Source organism: Thauera aromatica K172, assembly GCF_003030465.1.
GTDB classification, from domain to species: Bacteria; Pseudomonadota; Gammaproteobacteria; order Burkholderiales; family Rhodocyclaceae; genus Thauera; species Thauera aromatica.
This window is the reverse complement of record NZ_CP028339.1, coordinates 3,467,608-3,480,856: the sequence shown is the minus strand read 5'-3', so window position 1 is coordinate 3,480,856 and position 13,249 is coordinate 3,467,608. Positions and strand designations below refer to the sequence as shown.

Annotated in this window: 14 protein-coding genes and 4 pseudogenes; 12 read left to right on the top strand and 6 right to left on the bottom strand. The window is 64.4% G+C overall.

The features are described from left to right. The first annotated feature begins 4 nt into the window (after positions 1-4). From Tharo_RS16365 to Tharo_RS17610, 7 genes and pseudogenes are all read left to right on the top strand, one after another. Positions 5-901 (top strand): annotated as a pseudogene (locus tag Tharo_RS16365) (IS4 family transposase). A gap of 98 nt (positions 902-999) precedes the next feature. Next, positions 1,000-1,545 (top strand): annotated as a pseudogene (locus tag Tharo_RS16360) (IS1595 family transposase); the annotation flags it as partial. Between the two features lie 88 nt (positions 1,546-1,633). After that, positions 1,634-1,939 (top strand): IS66 family insertion sequence element accessory protein TnpA, encoded by a 306-nt coding sequence (gene tnpA, locus Tharo_RS16355; protein WP_107219751.1) that lies wholly within the window; start codon positions 1,634-1,636, stop codon positions 1,937-1,939. Next, entirely contained in the window at positions 1,939-2,298 is a 360-nt protein-coding gene (tnpB, locus tag Tharo_RS16350; RefSeq protein WP_107219750.1) for an IS66 family insertion sequence element accessory protein TnpB, read from the top strand. Before tnpA ends, tnpB begins: the two co-directional genes overlap by 1 nt. Before the next feature lie 29 nt (positions 2,299-2,327). Next, a pseudogene (gene tnpC, locus Tharo_RS16345) lies at positions 2,328-3,951 on the top strand (IS66 family transposase). Positions 3,952-3,978: 27 nt separating this feature from the next. Continuing rightward, positions 3,979-4,392: pseudogene (locus Tharo_RS16340) on the top strand (IS1595 family transposase); the annotation flags it as partial. 114 nt (positions 4,393-4,506) lie between these two features. Continuing rightward, a complete protein-coding gene (locus Tharo_RS17610) occupies positions 4,507-5,025 on the top strand; it encodes a hypothetical protein (RefSeq protein WP_159051725.1) in 519 nt (172 codons plus the stop codon). A 4-nt stretch (positions 5,026-5,029) separates the two neighbouring features. On the opposite strand, the gene Tharo_RS16335 is transcribed toward Tharo_RS17610, so the two are convergent. After that, on the bottom strand, positions 5,030-6,352 hold the full coding sequence (locus tag Tharo_RS16335; RefSeq protein ID WP_107222118.1) for an ISL3 family transposase: 1,323 nt from the start codon (positions 6,350-6,352) through the stop codon (positions 5,030-5,032). A gap of 317 nt (positions 6,353-6,669) precedes the next feature. Here Tharo_RS16335 and Tharo_RS18105 point away from each other — a divergent pair, with 317 nt between their 5' ends. From Tharo_RS18105 to Tharo_RS16320, 3 genes are read left to right on the top strand one after another with little or no spacing between them, the layout of a single operon-like run. Next, on the top strand, positions 6,670-7,350 hold the full coding sequence (locus Tharo_RS18105) for a type II toxin-antitoxin system RelE/ParE family toxin (RefSeq protein ID WP_425444939.1): 681 nt from the start codon (positions 6,670-6,672) through the stop codon (positions 7,348-7,350). A 28-nt stretch (positions 7,351-7,378) separates the two neighbouring features. Then, positions 7,379-7,606 (top strand): type II toxin-antitoxin system RelB family antitoxin, encoded by a 228-nt coding sequence (relB, locus tag Tharo_RS16325; protein ID WP_107222116.1) that lies wholly within the window; start codon positions 7,379-7,381, stop codon positions 7,604-7,606. After that, positions 7,599-7,856 carry a type II toxin-antitoxin system RelE family toxin gene (locus Tharo_RS16320; protein ID WP_245880944.1) on the top strand — a complete coding sequence of 86 codons (258 nt, stop codon included), beginning with the start codon at positions 7,599-7,601 and terminating at the stop codon, positions 7,854-7,856. The genes relB and Tharo_RS16320 overlap by 8 nt, the downstream gene beginning before the upstream one ends. A 173-nt stretch (positions 7,857-8,029) precedes the next feature. Here Tharo_RS16320 and Tharo_RS16315 read toward each other — a convergent pair whose 3' ends face one another. Next, positions 8,030-9,217 (bottom strand): ATP-binding protein, encoded by a 1,188-nt coding sequence (locus tag Tharo_RS16315; RefSeq protein ID WP_107222114.1) that lies wholly within the window; start codon positions 9,215-9,217, stop codon positions 8,030-8,032. A 341-nt stretch (positions 9,218-9,558) separates the two neighbouring features. On the opposite strand from Tharo_RS16315, the gene Tharo_RS16310 reads away from it, so the two are divergent. Beyond that, positions 9,559-9,795, top strand: a complete 237-nt coding sequence (locus Tharo_RS16310; protein ID WP_211309627.1) for a ribbon-helix-helix domain-containing protein — start codon at positions 9,559-9,561, stop codon at positions 9,793-9,795. A 4-nt stretch (positions 9,796-9,799) separates the two neighbouring features. Beyond that, positions 9,800-10,114, top strand: coding sequence for a type II toxin-antitoxin system RelE/ParE family toxin (locus tag Tharo_RS16305; protein WP_107222112.1), 315 nt, complete (start codon positions 9,800-9,802; stop codon positions 10,112-10,114). 24 nt (positions 10,115-10,138) lie between these two features. On the opposite strand, the gene Tharo_RS16300 is transcribed toward Tharo_RS16305, so the two are convergent. The 4 genes from Tharo_RS16300 to cobU are packed head-to-tail and all read right to left on the bottom strand — an operon-like array spanning position 10,139 to position 13,158. After that, positions 10,139-10,918 (bottom strand): adenosylcobinamide-GDP ribazoletransferase, encoded by a 780-nt coding sequence (locus Tharo_RS16300; protein ID WP_107222111.1) that lies wholly within the window; start codon positions 10,916-10,918, stop codon positions 10,139-10,141. Between the two features lie 21 nt (positions 10,919-10,939). Then, positions 10,940-11,986: a nicotinate-nucleotide--dimethylbenzimidazole phosphoribosyltransferase gene (gene cobT / locus Tharo_RS16295; RefSeq protein WP_107222110.1), complete on the bottom strand. Its 1,047-nt coding sequence runs from the start codon at positions 11,984-11,986 to the stop codon at positions 10,940-10,942. After that, positions 11,983-12,576, bottom strand: coding sequence for a Uma2 family endonuclease (locus Tharo_RS16290; protein WP_107222109.1), 594 nt, complete (start codon positions 12,574-12,576; stop codon positions 11,983-11,985). Before Tharo_RS16290 ends, cobT begins: the two co-directional genes overlap by 4 nt. A gap of 33 nt (positions 12,577-12,609) precedes the next feature. Continuing rightward, complete coding sequence (gene cobU / locus Tharo_RS16285; protein WP_107222108.1) at positions 12,610-13,158, bottom strand: bifunctional adenosylcobinamide kinase/adenosylcobinamide-phosphate guanylyltransferase; 549 nt, start codon at positions 13,156-13,158, stop codon at positions 12,610-12,612. Positions 13,159-13,249: the final 91 nt, after the last annotated feature.

Sequence of the window (13,249 nt, the reverse complement as noted above, 5' to 3'; positions counted from 1 at the left end):
TCCGATGAGCTGGGCTACCGAAGAATTCCGCACCCTCGACCTGGGCGACCAACGCCTGAACCGGCGCACAGCCCTGCTCGCCGAGCGGCTGGCTGCGCAGCCCACGGCAAGCATTCCGGCGGCCTGTGGCGGCTGGGCCGAGACGCAGCGGGCTTATCGACTGTTCTCCCATGACGATGTCGGTTGGGAGGATCTGCTCGCGCCGCACGCCACCTGCACACAGCAACGCATGCTGGCCACGGCACCGCTGGGCGCTGTGCGCTTTACCCTGCCGGCGCGTCCGGGGCAGCCGGCACGCGTGTTCCGTCAGCACGTATGGGTCGAACGGGTGCAGATCAAGATCGGCCGCAAGGACGTGATGGACGCCACCTGCGTCATCGCGCGCGAAATCGACCCGCCTGAAGACGTCAAAGGGCTCGAATGGCGCCTGATCACCAATCGCGAAGCGCCCGACTTCGAAGCCGCCGTGGAGCTGATTGACTGGTACCGTGCGCGTTGGGAAATTGAGCTTTTTTTCATGTACTTAAAAACGGCTGTAAGGTCGAAGCGCTGCAGCTGCAGTCTATCGAACGGCTGGAACGGGCACTGACGCTGTTCATGGTGGTGTCGTGGCGCATCGGCCGGCTGATGCGGCTGGGGCGCACCTGCCCGGACCTGGAAGCAGAACTGCTTTTCGAACGCGATGAATGGGAAGCGGCCTTCATCCTCAACAAGCGCCGACCACCCAAGACGCCCCCTCCGCTCAACGAAGTCATCCGCCTGGTAGCCAAGTTGGGGGGATTTCTGGGGCGCAAAGGCGACGGTGAGCCCGGTGTGAAAACGATCTGGATCGGGGCTGCAGCGGATCATGGAGTACGCGGCAGGGCGGCAGTTTGAGCGAGAGCTTGAAGACGGTGAATGAGTTACTTGATTAGCAATGATGATCAGCCAAGCTGGCCGGCCACGGTCGCCGGGCCTATACTGTATGTACGTACAGTATATCTGGTGAGAGGTGGAGCCATGGCAATGAACCGAATCCAGTTTCAACCCGGCCTGTCGATGCCCGAGTTTCTCAAGCGCTACGGGACCGAAGCGCAGTGCGCGGCGGCGTTGGAGCAGGCGCGCTGGCCGCAGGGGTTTCGGTGCCCGAGTTGCGATGGGGCCGCCTACAGCCGGGTGCGCGGGCGAACCCACGCGCTGTTCCAGTGCCAGGCCTGTCGGCATCAGACCTCGCTGATCGCGGGCACCGTGATGCAGGGCACGAAATTGGCCCTGACCGTGTGGTTCCTCGCGATCTACCTCATCAGCCAAGCCAAGACCGGTCTGTCGGCGCTCGCCCTCAAGCGGCACCTGGGGGTGAGCTACCCGACCGCCTGGCTGATCCACCACAAGCTGATGCAGGCGATGGCCGAACGCGAGCAGCGCTATGTCCTCGAAGGCCAGGTCCAGATCGATGATGCCTACCTCGGCGGTGAGCGCAGCGGAGGCAAGGTCGGTCGCGGCTCGGAAAACAAGGTCCCTTTCGTCGCCGCCGTCTCCCTCAGTGATGACGGCCACCCCTTGCGCGCCGTAAGCGGTAACTGCCCGGCGTTGTTCCCGGTCGCATGATCGGCGTGGACAATCGCCTCCAGGTTCAACAACGGAGGCGGTGTTCATGGCAGGAGCAATCAAGCGCAAGTGGCGGCGGCGCAGTCGGGACGAGTGGCGGGAGGTGTTCGCCCGCCATGTATCGAGCGGACTGAGCGTGGCGGCGTTTTGCGCGCGCGAGTCGATCAGCGTCTCGAGCTTTCAACGCTGGCGGGCACTCGTTGCTCTGGCGAGCGGTGCAGCAGACGCTCGAACGCCGGCTCGGCAAGAGGCGTTCGTCGATCTGGGCGTGCTGGGCTCAGGCGGCGCCTCGCGCCTCGAGCTCAAGCTCGATCTGGGTGGCGGACTGGTACTGCACCTGGTGCGCGGCTGATGTTCTTCCCGGAGGGCACGGTACGGGTGCACCTGTATGGTCGGCCGGTCGATATGCGCAAATCCTTCGACGGGCTCTATGCACTGGCACACCACGGCGTGGGACAGGACCCTTTGTCGGGGCATCTGTTCGTGTTCATCAACCGGCGGGCGACCCAGATGAAGGTGCTGTACTGGGATCGCAGCGGCTTTTGCATCTGGGCCAAGCGGCTCGAGTCGGGGCGCTTCGTGTCGGACTGGTCCAAGGCGGTCAGCCGCGAGATGGACTGGACAGGGCTCAAATTGCTGCTCGAAGGCATCGAGCCGGCGCGCTTCAAACGCCGCTTCAAACTGCCAGAAATCGCGGTGAAAGCCGCATGAATGCTGGCTTTTGCGGTAAAATGCGGGCCATGACAACGCCCGTTTTCCTGACCGTTCCGACGCTTGCCGAGGCCGCCCGCTGGGCCCCTGAGCAAGTCGTGGAACTGGCCCAGGCGAACGCGGCCACACAGCGCCAACTCGATGCGATGCGGCTTGAGTTCCAGGCGATGAAACACCAGCTCGACTGGTTCCGGCGGCAGCTGTTCGGCCAGAAGAGCGAGAAGCGCCTCTTCGAGGCCGACCCGCATCAGATGCACCTGGGCGAGTTGCCGGTGCCCGAATCCTCGCCCCCGCCGCCTGGCAAGGACATCGCCGCCCACACCCGCCGGGCCCGCGCCACCGATTACGCCCGGGACGACGAGCCGGCGCTGTTCTTTGACGAGACCCGGGTGCCGGTCGAGACGATCGCGCTGCCCAACCCGGACGCCGAAGGGCTCGCCCCGGACCAGTACGAGGTGATTGGCGAGAAGACGAGTTTCCGGCTCGCGCAGCGCCCGGGCAGCTACGTCATCCTCAAATACGTGCGCCCGGTGATCAAGCACCGCGACACCCAGGTGATGTCTTGCCCGGCGGCGCCGGTCGGGGTGATCGAGGGCAGCCGGGCCGACGTGAGCTTCGTCGCCGGGCTCATCACCGACAAGTTCTGCTACCACCAGCCGCTGTATCGCCAGCACCAACGGCTCGGGGACAACGGCATCAAGGTCTCGCGCCCGTGGCTCACGCAACTCACCCACGCGGCGCTCTCACTGCTCGAACCGGTCTTTGTCGCCCAACTCGACTCGATCCGCGCGAGCCGGGTCAAGGCGATGGACGAGACCCCGATCAAGGCGGGCCGTGCCGGCCCGGGCAAGATGAAGGGCGGCTATTTCTGGCCGGTCTATGGCGAGCGTGACGAGATCTGCTTCCCCTATCACGAGGGCCGGGGCGGCAAGCACATCGCGCAGACACTGGGCACCGACCCGCCGCCCAAGGGGGCGGTGCTGCTCACTGATGGCTACGGGGCCTACGAACGCTACGCTGAAAAATGCGGGCTCACACACGCTCAATGCTGGGCCCATTCGAGGCGGAAGTTCTTCGATGCGCAGTCGGTCGAGCCCGAGCGCGCAGGCCAGGCGCTGGACATGATTGGCAAGCTGTACGCGGTGGAGAAGCACATCCGCGAAGCCAAGCTCGTCGGCGAAGCACGCCGCGCGCACCGGCTCGCGCAGGCGAAGCCCGTGGTCCACCAGTTCTTCGCCTGGGTCGATGCCCAGTTCGAATCCCAGGGCCTGCTGCCCAGCTCCCAGCTCCCCGCTCACCACCGCCATGGCGTATGTGCGCGAGCGCCGCGCCGCCCTCGAGGTGTATCTGGCCGACCCCGAGGTGCCGATCGACACCAATCACCTGGAGCGCGCCCTGCGCGTGGTGCCGATGGGCCGTCGCAACTGGCTCTTCTGCTGGACCGAGGTCGGCGCCAAATACGTGGGCATCGCGCAAAGCCTGATCGCCACCTGCCGCCTGCACGACATCGACCCCTATGCGTACCTGGTCGATGTGCTCCAGCGTGTCGGGCAGCACCCGGCCGCCGACGTGGCGCAACTCACCCCCAGGCTGTGGAAGCAGCACTTCGCTGCCAACCCGTTGCGATCCGATCTCTTCGCAATCTCGAAGTAGGCAAGGACGCCGGTCAGTTACCGCTTACTGCGCGCCAAACTCACGCCCGTACCGGGCTTCAGCCTCCAGGCGATCGGGCAGTGGGCGACGACGCATCTGGCCCCCGGCAGCACTGTGTTCTCCGATGGGCTGGCGTGTTTCGGTGCGGTCACGGCGGCTGGATGCACGCATCAGCCGACCGTCGTCGCTGGACGCAAACCGAAGGACTTGCCCGAATTCCAGTGGATCAACACCGTGCTGGGCAACCTCAAGACCAGTCTGAACGGGAGCTACCATGCATTCGACTTCCGAAAGTATGCGGCGCGTTACCTCGCCGCTTTCGCCTACCGCTTCAACCGCCGATTCGATCTCCGGGCACTGCATACGCGCCTGCTCGTCGCCGCAGCCAACTGCGGGCCGCTCCCGCAGCGCGCGATTCGGACCGCTGAGGTTCATTGCTAATCAGGTTGAGTTATGTGTAATGGGATGTCATTAGCCTCGATTCGCTTGAATTGCTGAACCGGTGGGGCCTACTGAGTAGTTACAAAATTTTTTACCAACCAAACGAGATTTCTTATGAAAATTAAAGTATTTATTTTTCTTGCCATATTTAGTCTAAATTCATGGGCATTAGGCGGCTATGAAAGCCTTAGTGGCGACGACAAGAAAATAACTGATCACATAAAAAATGCACTTCAAATATCAAGCGACGATGCATTTACCGTGTATGAAGGTGTCATAATGAATCAGCTAAATACAAAGAATTGGCAATACAACACATATGATAATGCTACACTTGACGCATCAGAAGTGGCAAAATCAAAAAACAAGATATTGCATATAAATTTTGTAACAGATAACAGGTATGTAAATATTTCTTTAGTTAAATACGATTTAGAAAATCAGATTTTGGTGCAGTCAATAGAAACACTCCCAAGAAAAAGTGATCTCGCAATGGGAAAATACAATGAATTAAAGGGTGATTCTGCCACATGGACAATCGATAATGACTTGCCTGAGTTCTCTGCATTTTCCAAAAAAAAATCGTCCGCCAGAGTTAAAATCAGGCTCTATGCCGTTTCCAGTGGAAATTGACTTCTCAACAGACATGACGGTAGCGCCCGTAGTCGCGGGGGATGGCCGGCACCAAGGGGTTGTTCGGTAGATGCTTGAGCTTAGACATGCGCAGGTAGGCCATGGCGATGAAGTTGTCGATGTTGCGGAAGCCTCGGGCGGCGGTCTTGGTCTGCTGGAGCAGACCGTTCATCGCTTCGACGTAGGCGTTGCTGCGACCGTCGAGCATGCCGCGTACGACGCCACCGAGGTGCGCCTTCAGCGTGGCGGCCAGCCGCTTGAAGGGCTCCAGGCGACTGCGGCGTGCCCAGCTCAACCATTTCGACATCGCCCCGTGCGCGAGCTCCTCGCTGTTGCTCGCGCCCGCTTCGCTGTAGACCAGGCGCAGTGCCTGCTTCAGGCGCCAGGCGCGCGCACTCTTCAGATTCGAACGCTGCAGCCAGTGCATCGCCTCGAACTGAGCGCGGGTCCAGCTCACCGGGTTCTTGCGCATCCCCCACAGCAGCTGGCGCAGCGTCTTCTTGCTCTGTGCGCCGACCGCTTCACGAACCGCTGCCGCGGAGCTGCGCATCTCTTCGCGTCGGACCTCGTCCATCGCCGCGCTTGCCAGCGCGACGACATGAAAGCGGTCGTAGCTGATCTGGGCATTGGGCAGCGACTGGCCGATCCCCTTGGCGTAGGCTGCGCTCATGTCGATGCAGGCATGCTCGATGGCCTGCGGGTCGCCGCCGTGCGCGCGCATGTCCTGCGCAAAGGCCTGCACCGTCACGTGATCGCGGCCTGGTGTGGCGAACAGCAAGCGCTTGGCTTCAAGGTCATGCACGACGGTGATGTACGCGTGCCCGCGCTTGACGCTGGTCTCGTCGATCCCGACGTAGCGCACGCCCGACATGTCGTCCTTGGCACGGGCCACCTCGACGTAATGGCGCACCCGACGCCACAGGCGCTTGGGCGCAACCCGCAACAGGTTGGCTGCCTGGCTCACCGGCATCTCCTGGCACAGCGACAGGCTCAGCGCCTCGAACAGCAGGGTAAAGCCGCTCCCCTCACGCGCCCACGGCACCGGCAACTGCGTGGTCTTGCCGCAGCCGTTGCACTGCACACGCGGGATCTCGGCATGCAGCCACGCTTCGAACTGAAAGAAATCCAGGTGACGCCAGCTGCGCCGCACGCGGTCGTGGACCAACTGGTGCTCGGCTCCACACGCCGGACACGCGGCACGACGACCGGTGTGCTCGACCTCGAAGTCGATCCGGCGCTTGCCCGTGTTGAGTTCGACCTTGGCAACGTGCCAGGGCGGCTGCAGGCCAAGTGCGGTGGTGAAGAGGGCTTCGATCTGGGTGTTCATGCGGTGCGAGGTTACGGTTACTGTCAGCGTTGGGCGGTTGTACCACCGATGCTCATGTCTGTTGAGAAGTCAATTTCCACTGGAAACGGCATAGAGCCTAAAATCATGGTGAATTCCGGAGTTGGAACAATTCAATATATTAATTTTTATGCAGTCAACATTAATAATAAACGCTAACATCTAACTTTGCGGTCAGGTCGAGCCGCCTAGGGCGGCCGGCTTACCTTGTTCGTTGAATGACAGCTTCCCTATAAGCTCAACGGCAGTAACGGGTCGGCAGAAGTCGGTGGCCGCTAAGTGACTGACCCTTCGTGCCCATGCGCAACCGTCTTGGTCACGAAGTGATCGTGCTGCACGCAGCGTGGATGAGGACCTCGCCGGTGTGCGCTGCTACAGGACGATCACTCGCGCGCCTGTGTAACAGGCCGACATGGCAGGCGAGTTCCGCCGTTTGCTGCAGCGCCCCGAGCAGGTCGCCGGAGTGGCTCGACACTTTGCGCGACATCCAGGCGCGGGCGCGAGTCCAAGCCAGAATTGAGCGTCTTGCCGGTGGAAATCCCGGCGATGTCGAGCCTATTGGCGAAGGTGTCTCCGAGCTGAGAATCAACTACGGTCCCGGCTACCGGGTGTATTTCAAGCAGCGAGGGCGTGAGCTGATCATTCTGCTGGCCGGTGGCGACAAGAGCATTCAGGCCAGGGACATCAAGGCCGCCTTACGCCTCGCGCGCAAAATTTCTGACAGGCTCTTCATTGCCAAAGCGCTTGGTGACATTGCCCGCGCTAAAGGCATGGCTCAGGTCGTCAGAGACGCCGGGCTCTCCCGCGAAAGCCTCTACAAAGCTCTTTCGGGGGAACGCAGCCCCGGTTTTGACACGATCAGTCAAGTCGATGGTGGGGCTGCTCAGCCTGGGCATGAGTGGTTGAAGCGGCGGCGCCCCATTCTCGACTGCATCGATGGCCGGGCGGCGCGTCGACGTCGTCTCCGCCTTGTGCTTTAATGAATACACGTATTCATTAGGGGCGATCATGCCTACTTCCATCCGACTTGATACCGAGATCGAGCGTCGGCTTGATCTGCTTGCTACCACCACCGGCCGCAGCAAGGCGTTCTACCTGCGGCAGATCATCGAGCAGGGCATCGAGGACATGGAGGATTACTACCTCTCCGCCGATGTGCTCGAACGTGTGCGCAAGGGTCAGGAGCCGGTGCACTCCGCCGCTGACGTGAGGGCGGATCTTGGCCTGGATGATTGATTACACCGACACCGCGCTCAAGCAGTTGCGCGGACTGGACAAGCCCACGGCCCGTCGCATCCTCGACTACCTCGACGGTCGGGTGGTCGGCAGCGGCGACCCGTGCAGCGCCGGCAAGGCGCTTACCGGCCCGCTGGGTGGGTTGTGGCGTTATCGGGTGGGTGATTACCGAGTGATCTGCGATCTGCAAGACGGCCGGATGCGGGTGCTGGTCGTGCAACTTGGCAACCGGGGCGAGGTTTACCGCTGACGATCGTGCTGCACGCAGCGTGGGTGAGGACCGCGCCGGTGCGCGCGGCTACAGGGCGACTCTTCCCACGCCTGTCAACAGGCCGACATAGCAGGCGAGTTTCGTCGCCTGCTGCAGGAGCCCGCTGGCTCCTACTGCGGATGAGCGTGCGCACCGAAAGCAGCCAAGCACGATCAGCGCCAGTCGTTCCCCGGCATGATCCGCTTCATGAACTCATCAAACATCGGCACCGTAAAGGCGGTGTCACCGTGGTTGGGGCTCCAGACCATGCCCTTGGTGATCAGGGAACTGCGTGTCGGCGCCAGTGAAGACACTGCTGCGTTGAAGCAGGTGGCGATGTCACCCGATCTGTGGGGGCCTTCGCCCAACTCGGCCATTGCACGGAGATACTTTTTCTCTTTCGGGGTGAGGCGGTCGAAGCGCACGCGGAAGAAGCTCTCATCGAGCGCCGCCACGGCGGTGACGGACGCTGCATTGACGGCATCGATATCGATCGGTGATGCCTGCGCCGCCTGCCACGTGTGGCTGCCCCACTGCTGCAGGAAGTATGCGTAGCCTTGGGTGACCTGCAGTATCTGGCTCACGGCTCGTTCGGTGATCGCCTCGCCCTCGTTCTCGATTGGCTTCTCGATTGCGAGGCGGGCTGCGGCGGGCGGCAGCGGTCCGATCATGGGGAAATCAAACAGGCGTTCGGCATACGACTTAGCGTTCCCCATCTGCCCTCGTAATTGTGGCAGACCTGCACCGACCAGAACGATGGGCAACTGCCGCTGCTCGGTCCGATGTATTGCCGTGATGAGGGCTGCCAGTTGCACCTCCTCCACGTATTGCAGTTCGTCGATGAAGATCGCCAGGGCCGTGTTGGCCGATTTGGCCGCTAGGCCGACTTGCTCGAACAGCGCTTGCAGGTCGTGCTCAAGATCGCCGTTGTCGGCCAAGCCCGGCTCGGGCTCGTAGTCGATGCCCACCTCAATATCGCCGAAAGTGACCTTGAGCTTGCGGACGAAACCCGCCAGCGCACGCAGACCGCGCACGGCGTAGTCCTTCGCGGCCGCGATCTGACTCAGGCGCAGCAGAGCCTGACGCAACTGAGGTGAAAGCAGGGCTGGCAGTGAACGCCCTTCGGGCGCCTCGACTCGGGCCGTGTGGATGCCGGCCGCCTCGGCATCCATCCTGATGCGGTCCAGCAGTACCGTCTTGCCGACACCGCGCAGGCCGACCAGCATGGCGCTCTTCGCCGGGCGACCGATCCTGGCGCGCTCGAGCGCGATGCGCAAGGATTCGCGCAGGTCATCACGGCCGGCAAGTTCGGGGGGCGGAGTGCCAGCGCCGGGGGAAAAAGGATTGCGGATAGGGTCCATGCAGTGCAGTTTATCTATAAATTTTAGAATTTACAGCAATTGAATAACTTCGCAAATTTTACTATAGGTGATGATTGCATGTGGTCGCGTGTGAGTTTTGGAGGGCCACCGAGGTGATTAATGCCTCTTCGGGGTCGATATCACCGTAAGCGCTCCACAAACCCCATCCTTTGGTAGTCGTTGGTGAGGCGGCATGCTCCAGCGCCCCGGGCAGGTCGCCGGTGTAGCCGCACCGGGCAAGGAAGAGCCTGCCGGATGTTTGCCGGCGTATTCATTTTTGATTATATTGAATACATTGACCGCAACAGGAGCCAGGCATGTCCCGGACAACGACCACGACCATGACGGTTCGCCTCCGCGGACCGCTCAGCGATTTCGTCGCCGCCAACGTGGGCGAGCATGGTGACTACGAGAATGTCAGCGAATACGTGCGCGACCTGATTCGTCGCGACAAGGAACGCAAGGAGCAGGAAGCCTTCGACCGGCTGAAGGCCGAACTGGCCCATGCCTTTGCCGCTCCGGAGAACTCGTACCGCCCCCTTGCCGCCGCCGACGTGATCGCGCGCAATCGAGGCTGACGGCATGGCTCAGGTCCTGATCCAGGAGGCGGCGTCTTGGAGGCTTGACGAGATCTATCGCTACACGCGCGATCGCTGGGGCACGGAACAAGCCGACCGCTACATTTCCGGCCTGTTCGAGTCCTTCGACGGCATCGATACCCACCGCACATCATCCAGGCCCATCCCCGCCGAGTTCGGCATCGAGGGCTACTTCTTCCGCTACGAACGGCACGTCGTCTACTGGCGCCGGCTTTCGAACGGCGATATCGGCATCGTCACCCTCCTGCACGAGCGGATGCACCAGATCGAGCGCTTCCGGGACGACTTCGGCGCATGACGAGGACCGCGCCGGTGCGCGCGGCTACAGGGCGATCGCTCGCGCGCCGGCGAGCAGGCCGGCATAGCAGGCGAGCTCCGCTGCCTGCTGGGTCGCGCCGAGCAGGTCGCCGGTGTAGCCGCCGAGGCGGCGCACGAAGATGCGCGCGGCCCAGGCGGTGACGCCGGCCACCGCGGCCACCGCGGCGAGCGCCTGCGCCGGCGCCAGCCAGACCAGCGGGAGCAGGCCGAAGACGGCGGCGATGGCGAGTTCGGCCGGCGTCAGGCGTTTGGCGAGCGGCTTCGACTTGGCGGTTTCGTCCTCGCGCACGTAGGGCAGCAGGTGGATCAGGCTGGTCGAGGCCAGGCGCGACAGCGGGTGGGCGACGAAGAGTGCGAGCGCCACCGCGGGCCCGCCGCCGGCCGCCGCCAGTTCGAGCAGGGCCGCAGCCTTGGCGAGCAGCATCAGCACGATGCCGACGGTGCCGTAGCTGCCGATGCGCGAGTCCTTCATGATCGTCAGCACCTGTGCCTTGTCCCAGCCGCCGCCGAAGCCGTCGCAGGCGTCGGCGAAGCCGTCCTCGTGGAAGGCGCCGGTGGCGCGGATGGTCACCGCCATCGACAGGATCACGGCGAGCGCGGGCGGCAGCAGCTGGGCGAGGGCGAGGTAGCTCGCCGCGCCGATTCCCGCCACCACCCAGCCGACGAGCGGGAAGTAGCGCGCGGCGTGGTTCAGGCGCTCGGTTGACCACGGCACCCAGGCCGGCACCGGCAGGCGGGTGAAGAAACCGAGTGCGGTGAAGAAAAGTTCGAGCTGGTAGCGCATCGTCGCGGGCCGGTTCCGCCTTCAGCCCTTCTCGCTGACCCCGGCCGACTCGAAGCTCGCCATCTCGTTGAGGAAGTTCACCGCGGCCTGGACGAGGGGGTAGGCGAGCGCGGCGCCGGTGCCTTCGCCCAGGCGCAGGTCGAGCTCCATCAGCGGTTCGGCGCCGAGGAAGGCGAGCTGGACGCGGTGGCCGGGCTCCTGCGAGCGGTGGGCGAACACGCAGTAGGGCAGGATCGCGGGGGCGAGGGCGTGGGCGACGAGCAGGGCCGAGGTGACGATGAAGCCGTCGATCAGCAGCACCATGCGCTTTTCCGCGGCGCCGAGCATGGCGCCGGCCATCATCGCGATTTCCAGCCCGCCGTATTCGGCGAGCGCTTCCAGGGCGTCGGTCGGGTAGCCGCCGCGCGCCAGCGCCTGGCGCAGCAGGGCGCGCTTGCGTGCGAGGCCGGTGTCGTCCAGGCCGGTGCCGCGGCCGGTGACGGTGTCGAGGTCGGCATCGCGCTCGGCGCCGATCAGGCAGTGGGTCAGCAGCGAGGCGGCGGCGGTGTTGCCGATGCCCATCTCGCCGAAGCCGATGCAGTTGCAGCCGTTGTCCGCCAGCGCATGGGCGAGGCGGCGTCCGCGCTCGAGCGCGGCGTCGCGCTGTTCGGCGCTCATCGCCGGGCGTTCGAGGTAGTTGGCCGTGCCGGCGGCGATCTTGGCGTCGATCAGCGCCGGGCGGGGGGCGAATGTGTGATTGACGCCGGCATCGACGACGCTGAGGTCGAGGCCGAGCTGGCGGCTGAAGACGTTGATCGCGGCGCCGCCGGCGAGGAAGTTCTCCACCATCTGCCAGGTGACGTCCTGGGGGAAGGCCGACACGCCGGCGCGCGCTGCGCCGTGGTCGGCGGCGAAGACGGCGAGGTGGGGCTGGCGCAGCGCGGGGGTCAGCGTCTGCTGGATCAGGCCGATCTGCAGCGCGAGCGCTTCCAGCCGGCCGAGCGCACCGGGGGGCTTGGTCTTCTGGTCGATCTTGTGCTGGAGGGCGGGGGCGAGGGCGGAGTCGGGCGCGGCGATGTCGAAGTTCATGAGGGGGTGTCGGTGGTGGCGGAGTCGTCGGGAAGGTCGCGGTAGAGCTCGCCCAGCGCCAGCTCGAAGCCGAGCGCCGGGAGGTGCAGGGCAGCGCGCTCGCCGCTGGCTTCGCTCAGCAGCCAGCCGCCGTCGTCGAGGCGGCTGTAGCACTCGACGTGGGCGTGCTCCTGTGACAGGAAGAGCACCGTGCGCAGGCCGGGAAAGCGGCGGTAGGCCTCGAACTTGCGGCCGCGGTCGTAGGCTTCGGTGGACGGCGACAGCACTTCGGCGATCAGCGCCGGGTCTTCCTTCACCTGGCGGCGGGCGCGGTCGGCATCCGCGCAGCTGACGAAGACGTCGGGGTAGAACAGGCTGTCGTCCGCGGCCAGGCGCAGGCGGACGTCGGTCATGAAGACGCTGCAGCGGGTGCCGGCCAATGCGCTGCGCAGGGCGAAGGCCGTGTTCAGGCAGATCGTGTTGTGCACGTCGGTGCCGCCTGCCATGGCGAAGGCTTCGCCGTCGACGAACTCCCAGCGTTCGGGCTGTTGCGCCTCCCAGGCGAGGAATTGGTCCAGGTTCATGGCGTGCTTTGCGGCGGGCAGGCCCATGTCGTGCTCCTCGGTTGGCGTCCAGGGCGCAGTTTAGCCCTGCTTGAGCACCAGCGGCAGGCCGGCGGCGACGAACACCACCTGCGTGCAGCACGCCGCCACCGCCTGGTTGAGCCGCCCGGCCTCGTCGCGGAACAGGCGCCCGAGCGGGGTTTCCGGCACCAGACCGAGGCCGACTTCGTTCGCCACCAGGATCACCCGGCCGGGCAGGGCGGGGAGGGCGGCAAGGAGCGCGGCGCGCTCGTCGCGAAAGCGTGGCAGGGCCTCGGCGTCGGCGCCGGGGGGCAGGGTCTCGGCACCGGCGAGGAGGTTGGCGAGCCACAGCGTCAGGCAGTCGACGACGAGGCAGCGCGCGGGTGCGGCCTCGCGGCGCAGGGTGGCGGCGAGCGCGAGCGGCGCTTCGACGGTGCGCCAGGCGGCGGGACGGTCGGCGCGGTGGCGGCGGATGCGCGCCGCCATCTCGTCGTCGAGCGCCTCGGCGGTGGCGATGACGGTGACGGCGAGGCCGGAGGCGGCGGCGCGGCGCTCGGCCTCGCCGCTCTTGCCCGAGCGCGCCCCGCCCAGGATCAGTTCGCAGGTCATGACAATCAGGAGGTCCGGGTGAGCGTGGGAGCGGGGTCGAGTCGTCGATCGTGCTGCACGATCTTGGCCGGGACGGTATCATCCATTCCCA

Excerpts from the sequence above, each read along its gene's own strand:
- Tharo_RS16315 (WP_107222114.1), bottom strand. The coding sequence starts at position 9,217 with ATGGACCCTATCCGCAATCCTTTTTCCCCCGGCGCTGGCACTCCGCCC.
- Tharo_RS16305 (WP_107222112.1), top strand. The coding sequence starts at position 9,800 with ATGGCTCAGGTCCTGATCCAGGAGGCGGCGTCTTGGAGGCTTGACGAG.
- Tharo_RS16310 (WP_211309627.1), top strand. The coding sequence starts at position 9,559 with ATGACGGTTCGCCTCCGCGGACCGCTCAGCGATTTCGTCGCCGCCAAC.
- Tharo_RS18105 (WP_425444939.1), top strand. The coding sequence starts at position 6,670 with ATGCGCAACCGTCTTGGTCACGAAGTGATCGTGCTGCACGCAGCGTGG.
- tnpB (WP_107219750.1), top strand. The coding sequence starts at position 1,939 with ATGTTCTTCCCGGAGGGCACGGTACGGGTGCACCTGTATGGTCGGCCG.
- Tharo_RS16320 (WP_245880944.1), top strand. The coding sequence starts at position 7,599 with ATGATTGATTACACCGACACCGCGCTCAAGCAGTTGCGCGGACTGGAC.
- cobU (WP_107222108.1), bottom strand. The coding sequence starts at position 13,158 with ATGACCTGCGAACTGATCCTGGGCGGGGCGCGCTCGGGCAAGAGCGGC.
- relB (WP_107222116.1), top strand. The coding sequence starts at position 7,379 with ATGCCTACTTCCATCCGACTTGATACCGAGATCGAGCGTCGGCTTGAT.
- Tharo_RS16300 (WP_107222111.1), bottom strand. The coding sequence starts at position 10,918 with ATGCGCTACCAGCTCGAACTTTTCTTCACCGCACTCGGTTTCTTCACC.
- tnpA (WP_107219751.1), top strand. The coding sequence starts at position 1,634 with ATGGCAGGAGCAATCAAGCGCAAGTGGCGGCGGCGCAGTCGGGACGAG.
- Tharo_RS17610 (WP_159051725.1), top strand. The coding sequence starts at position 4,507 with ATGAAAATTAAAGTATTTATTTTTCTTGCCATATTTAGTCTAAATTCA.
- cobT (WP_107222110.1), bottom strand. The coding sequence starts at position 11,986 with ATGAACTTCGACATCGCCGCGCCCGACTCCGCCCTCGCCCCCGCCCTC.
- Tharo_RS16335 (WP_107222118.1), bottom strand. The coding sequence starts at position 6,352 with ATGAACACCCAGATCGAAGCCCTCTTCACCACCGCACTTGGCCTGCAG.
- Tharo_RS16290 (WP_107222109.1), bottom strand. The coding sequence starts at position 12,576 with ATGGGCCTGCCCGCCGCAAAGCACGCCATGAACCTGGACCAATTCCTC.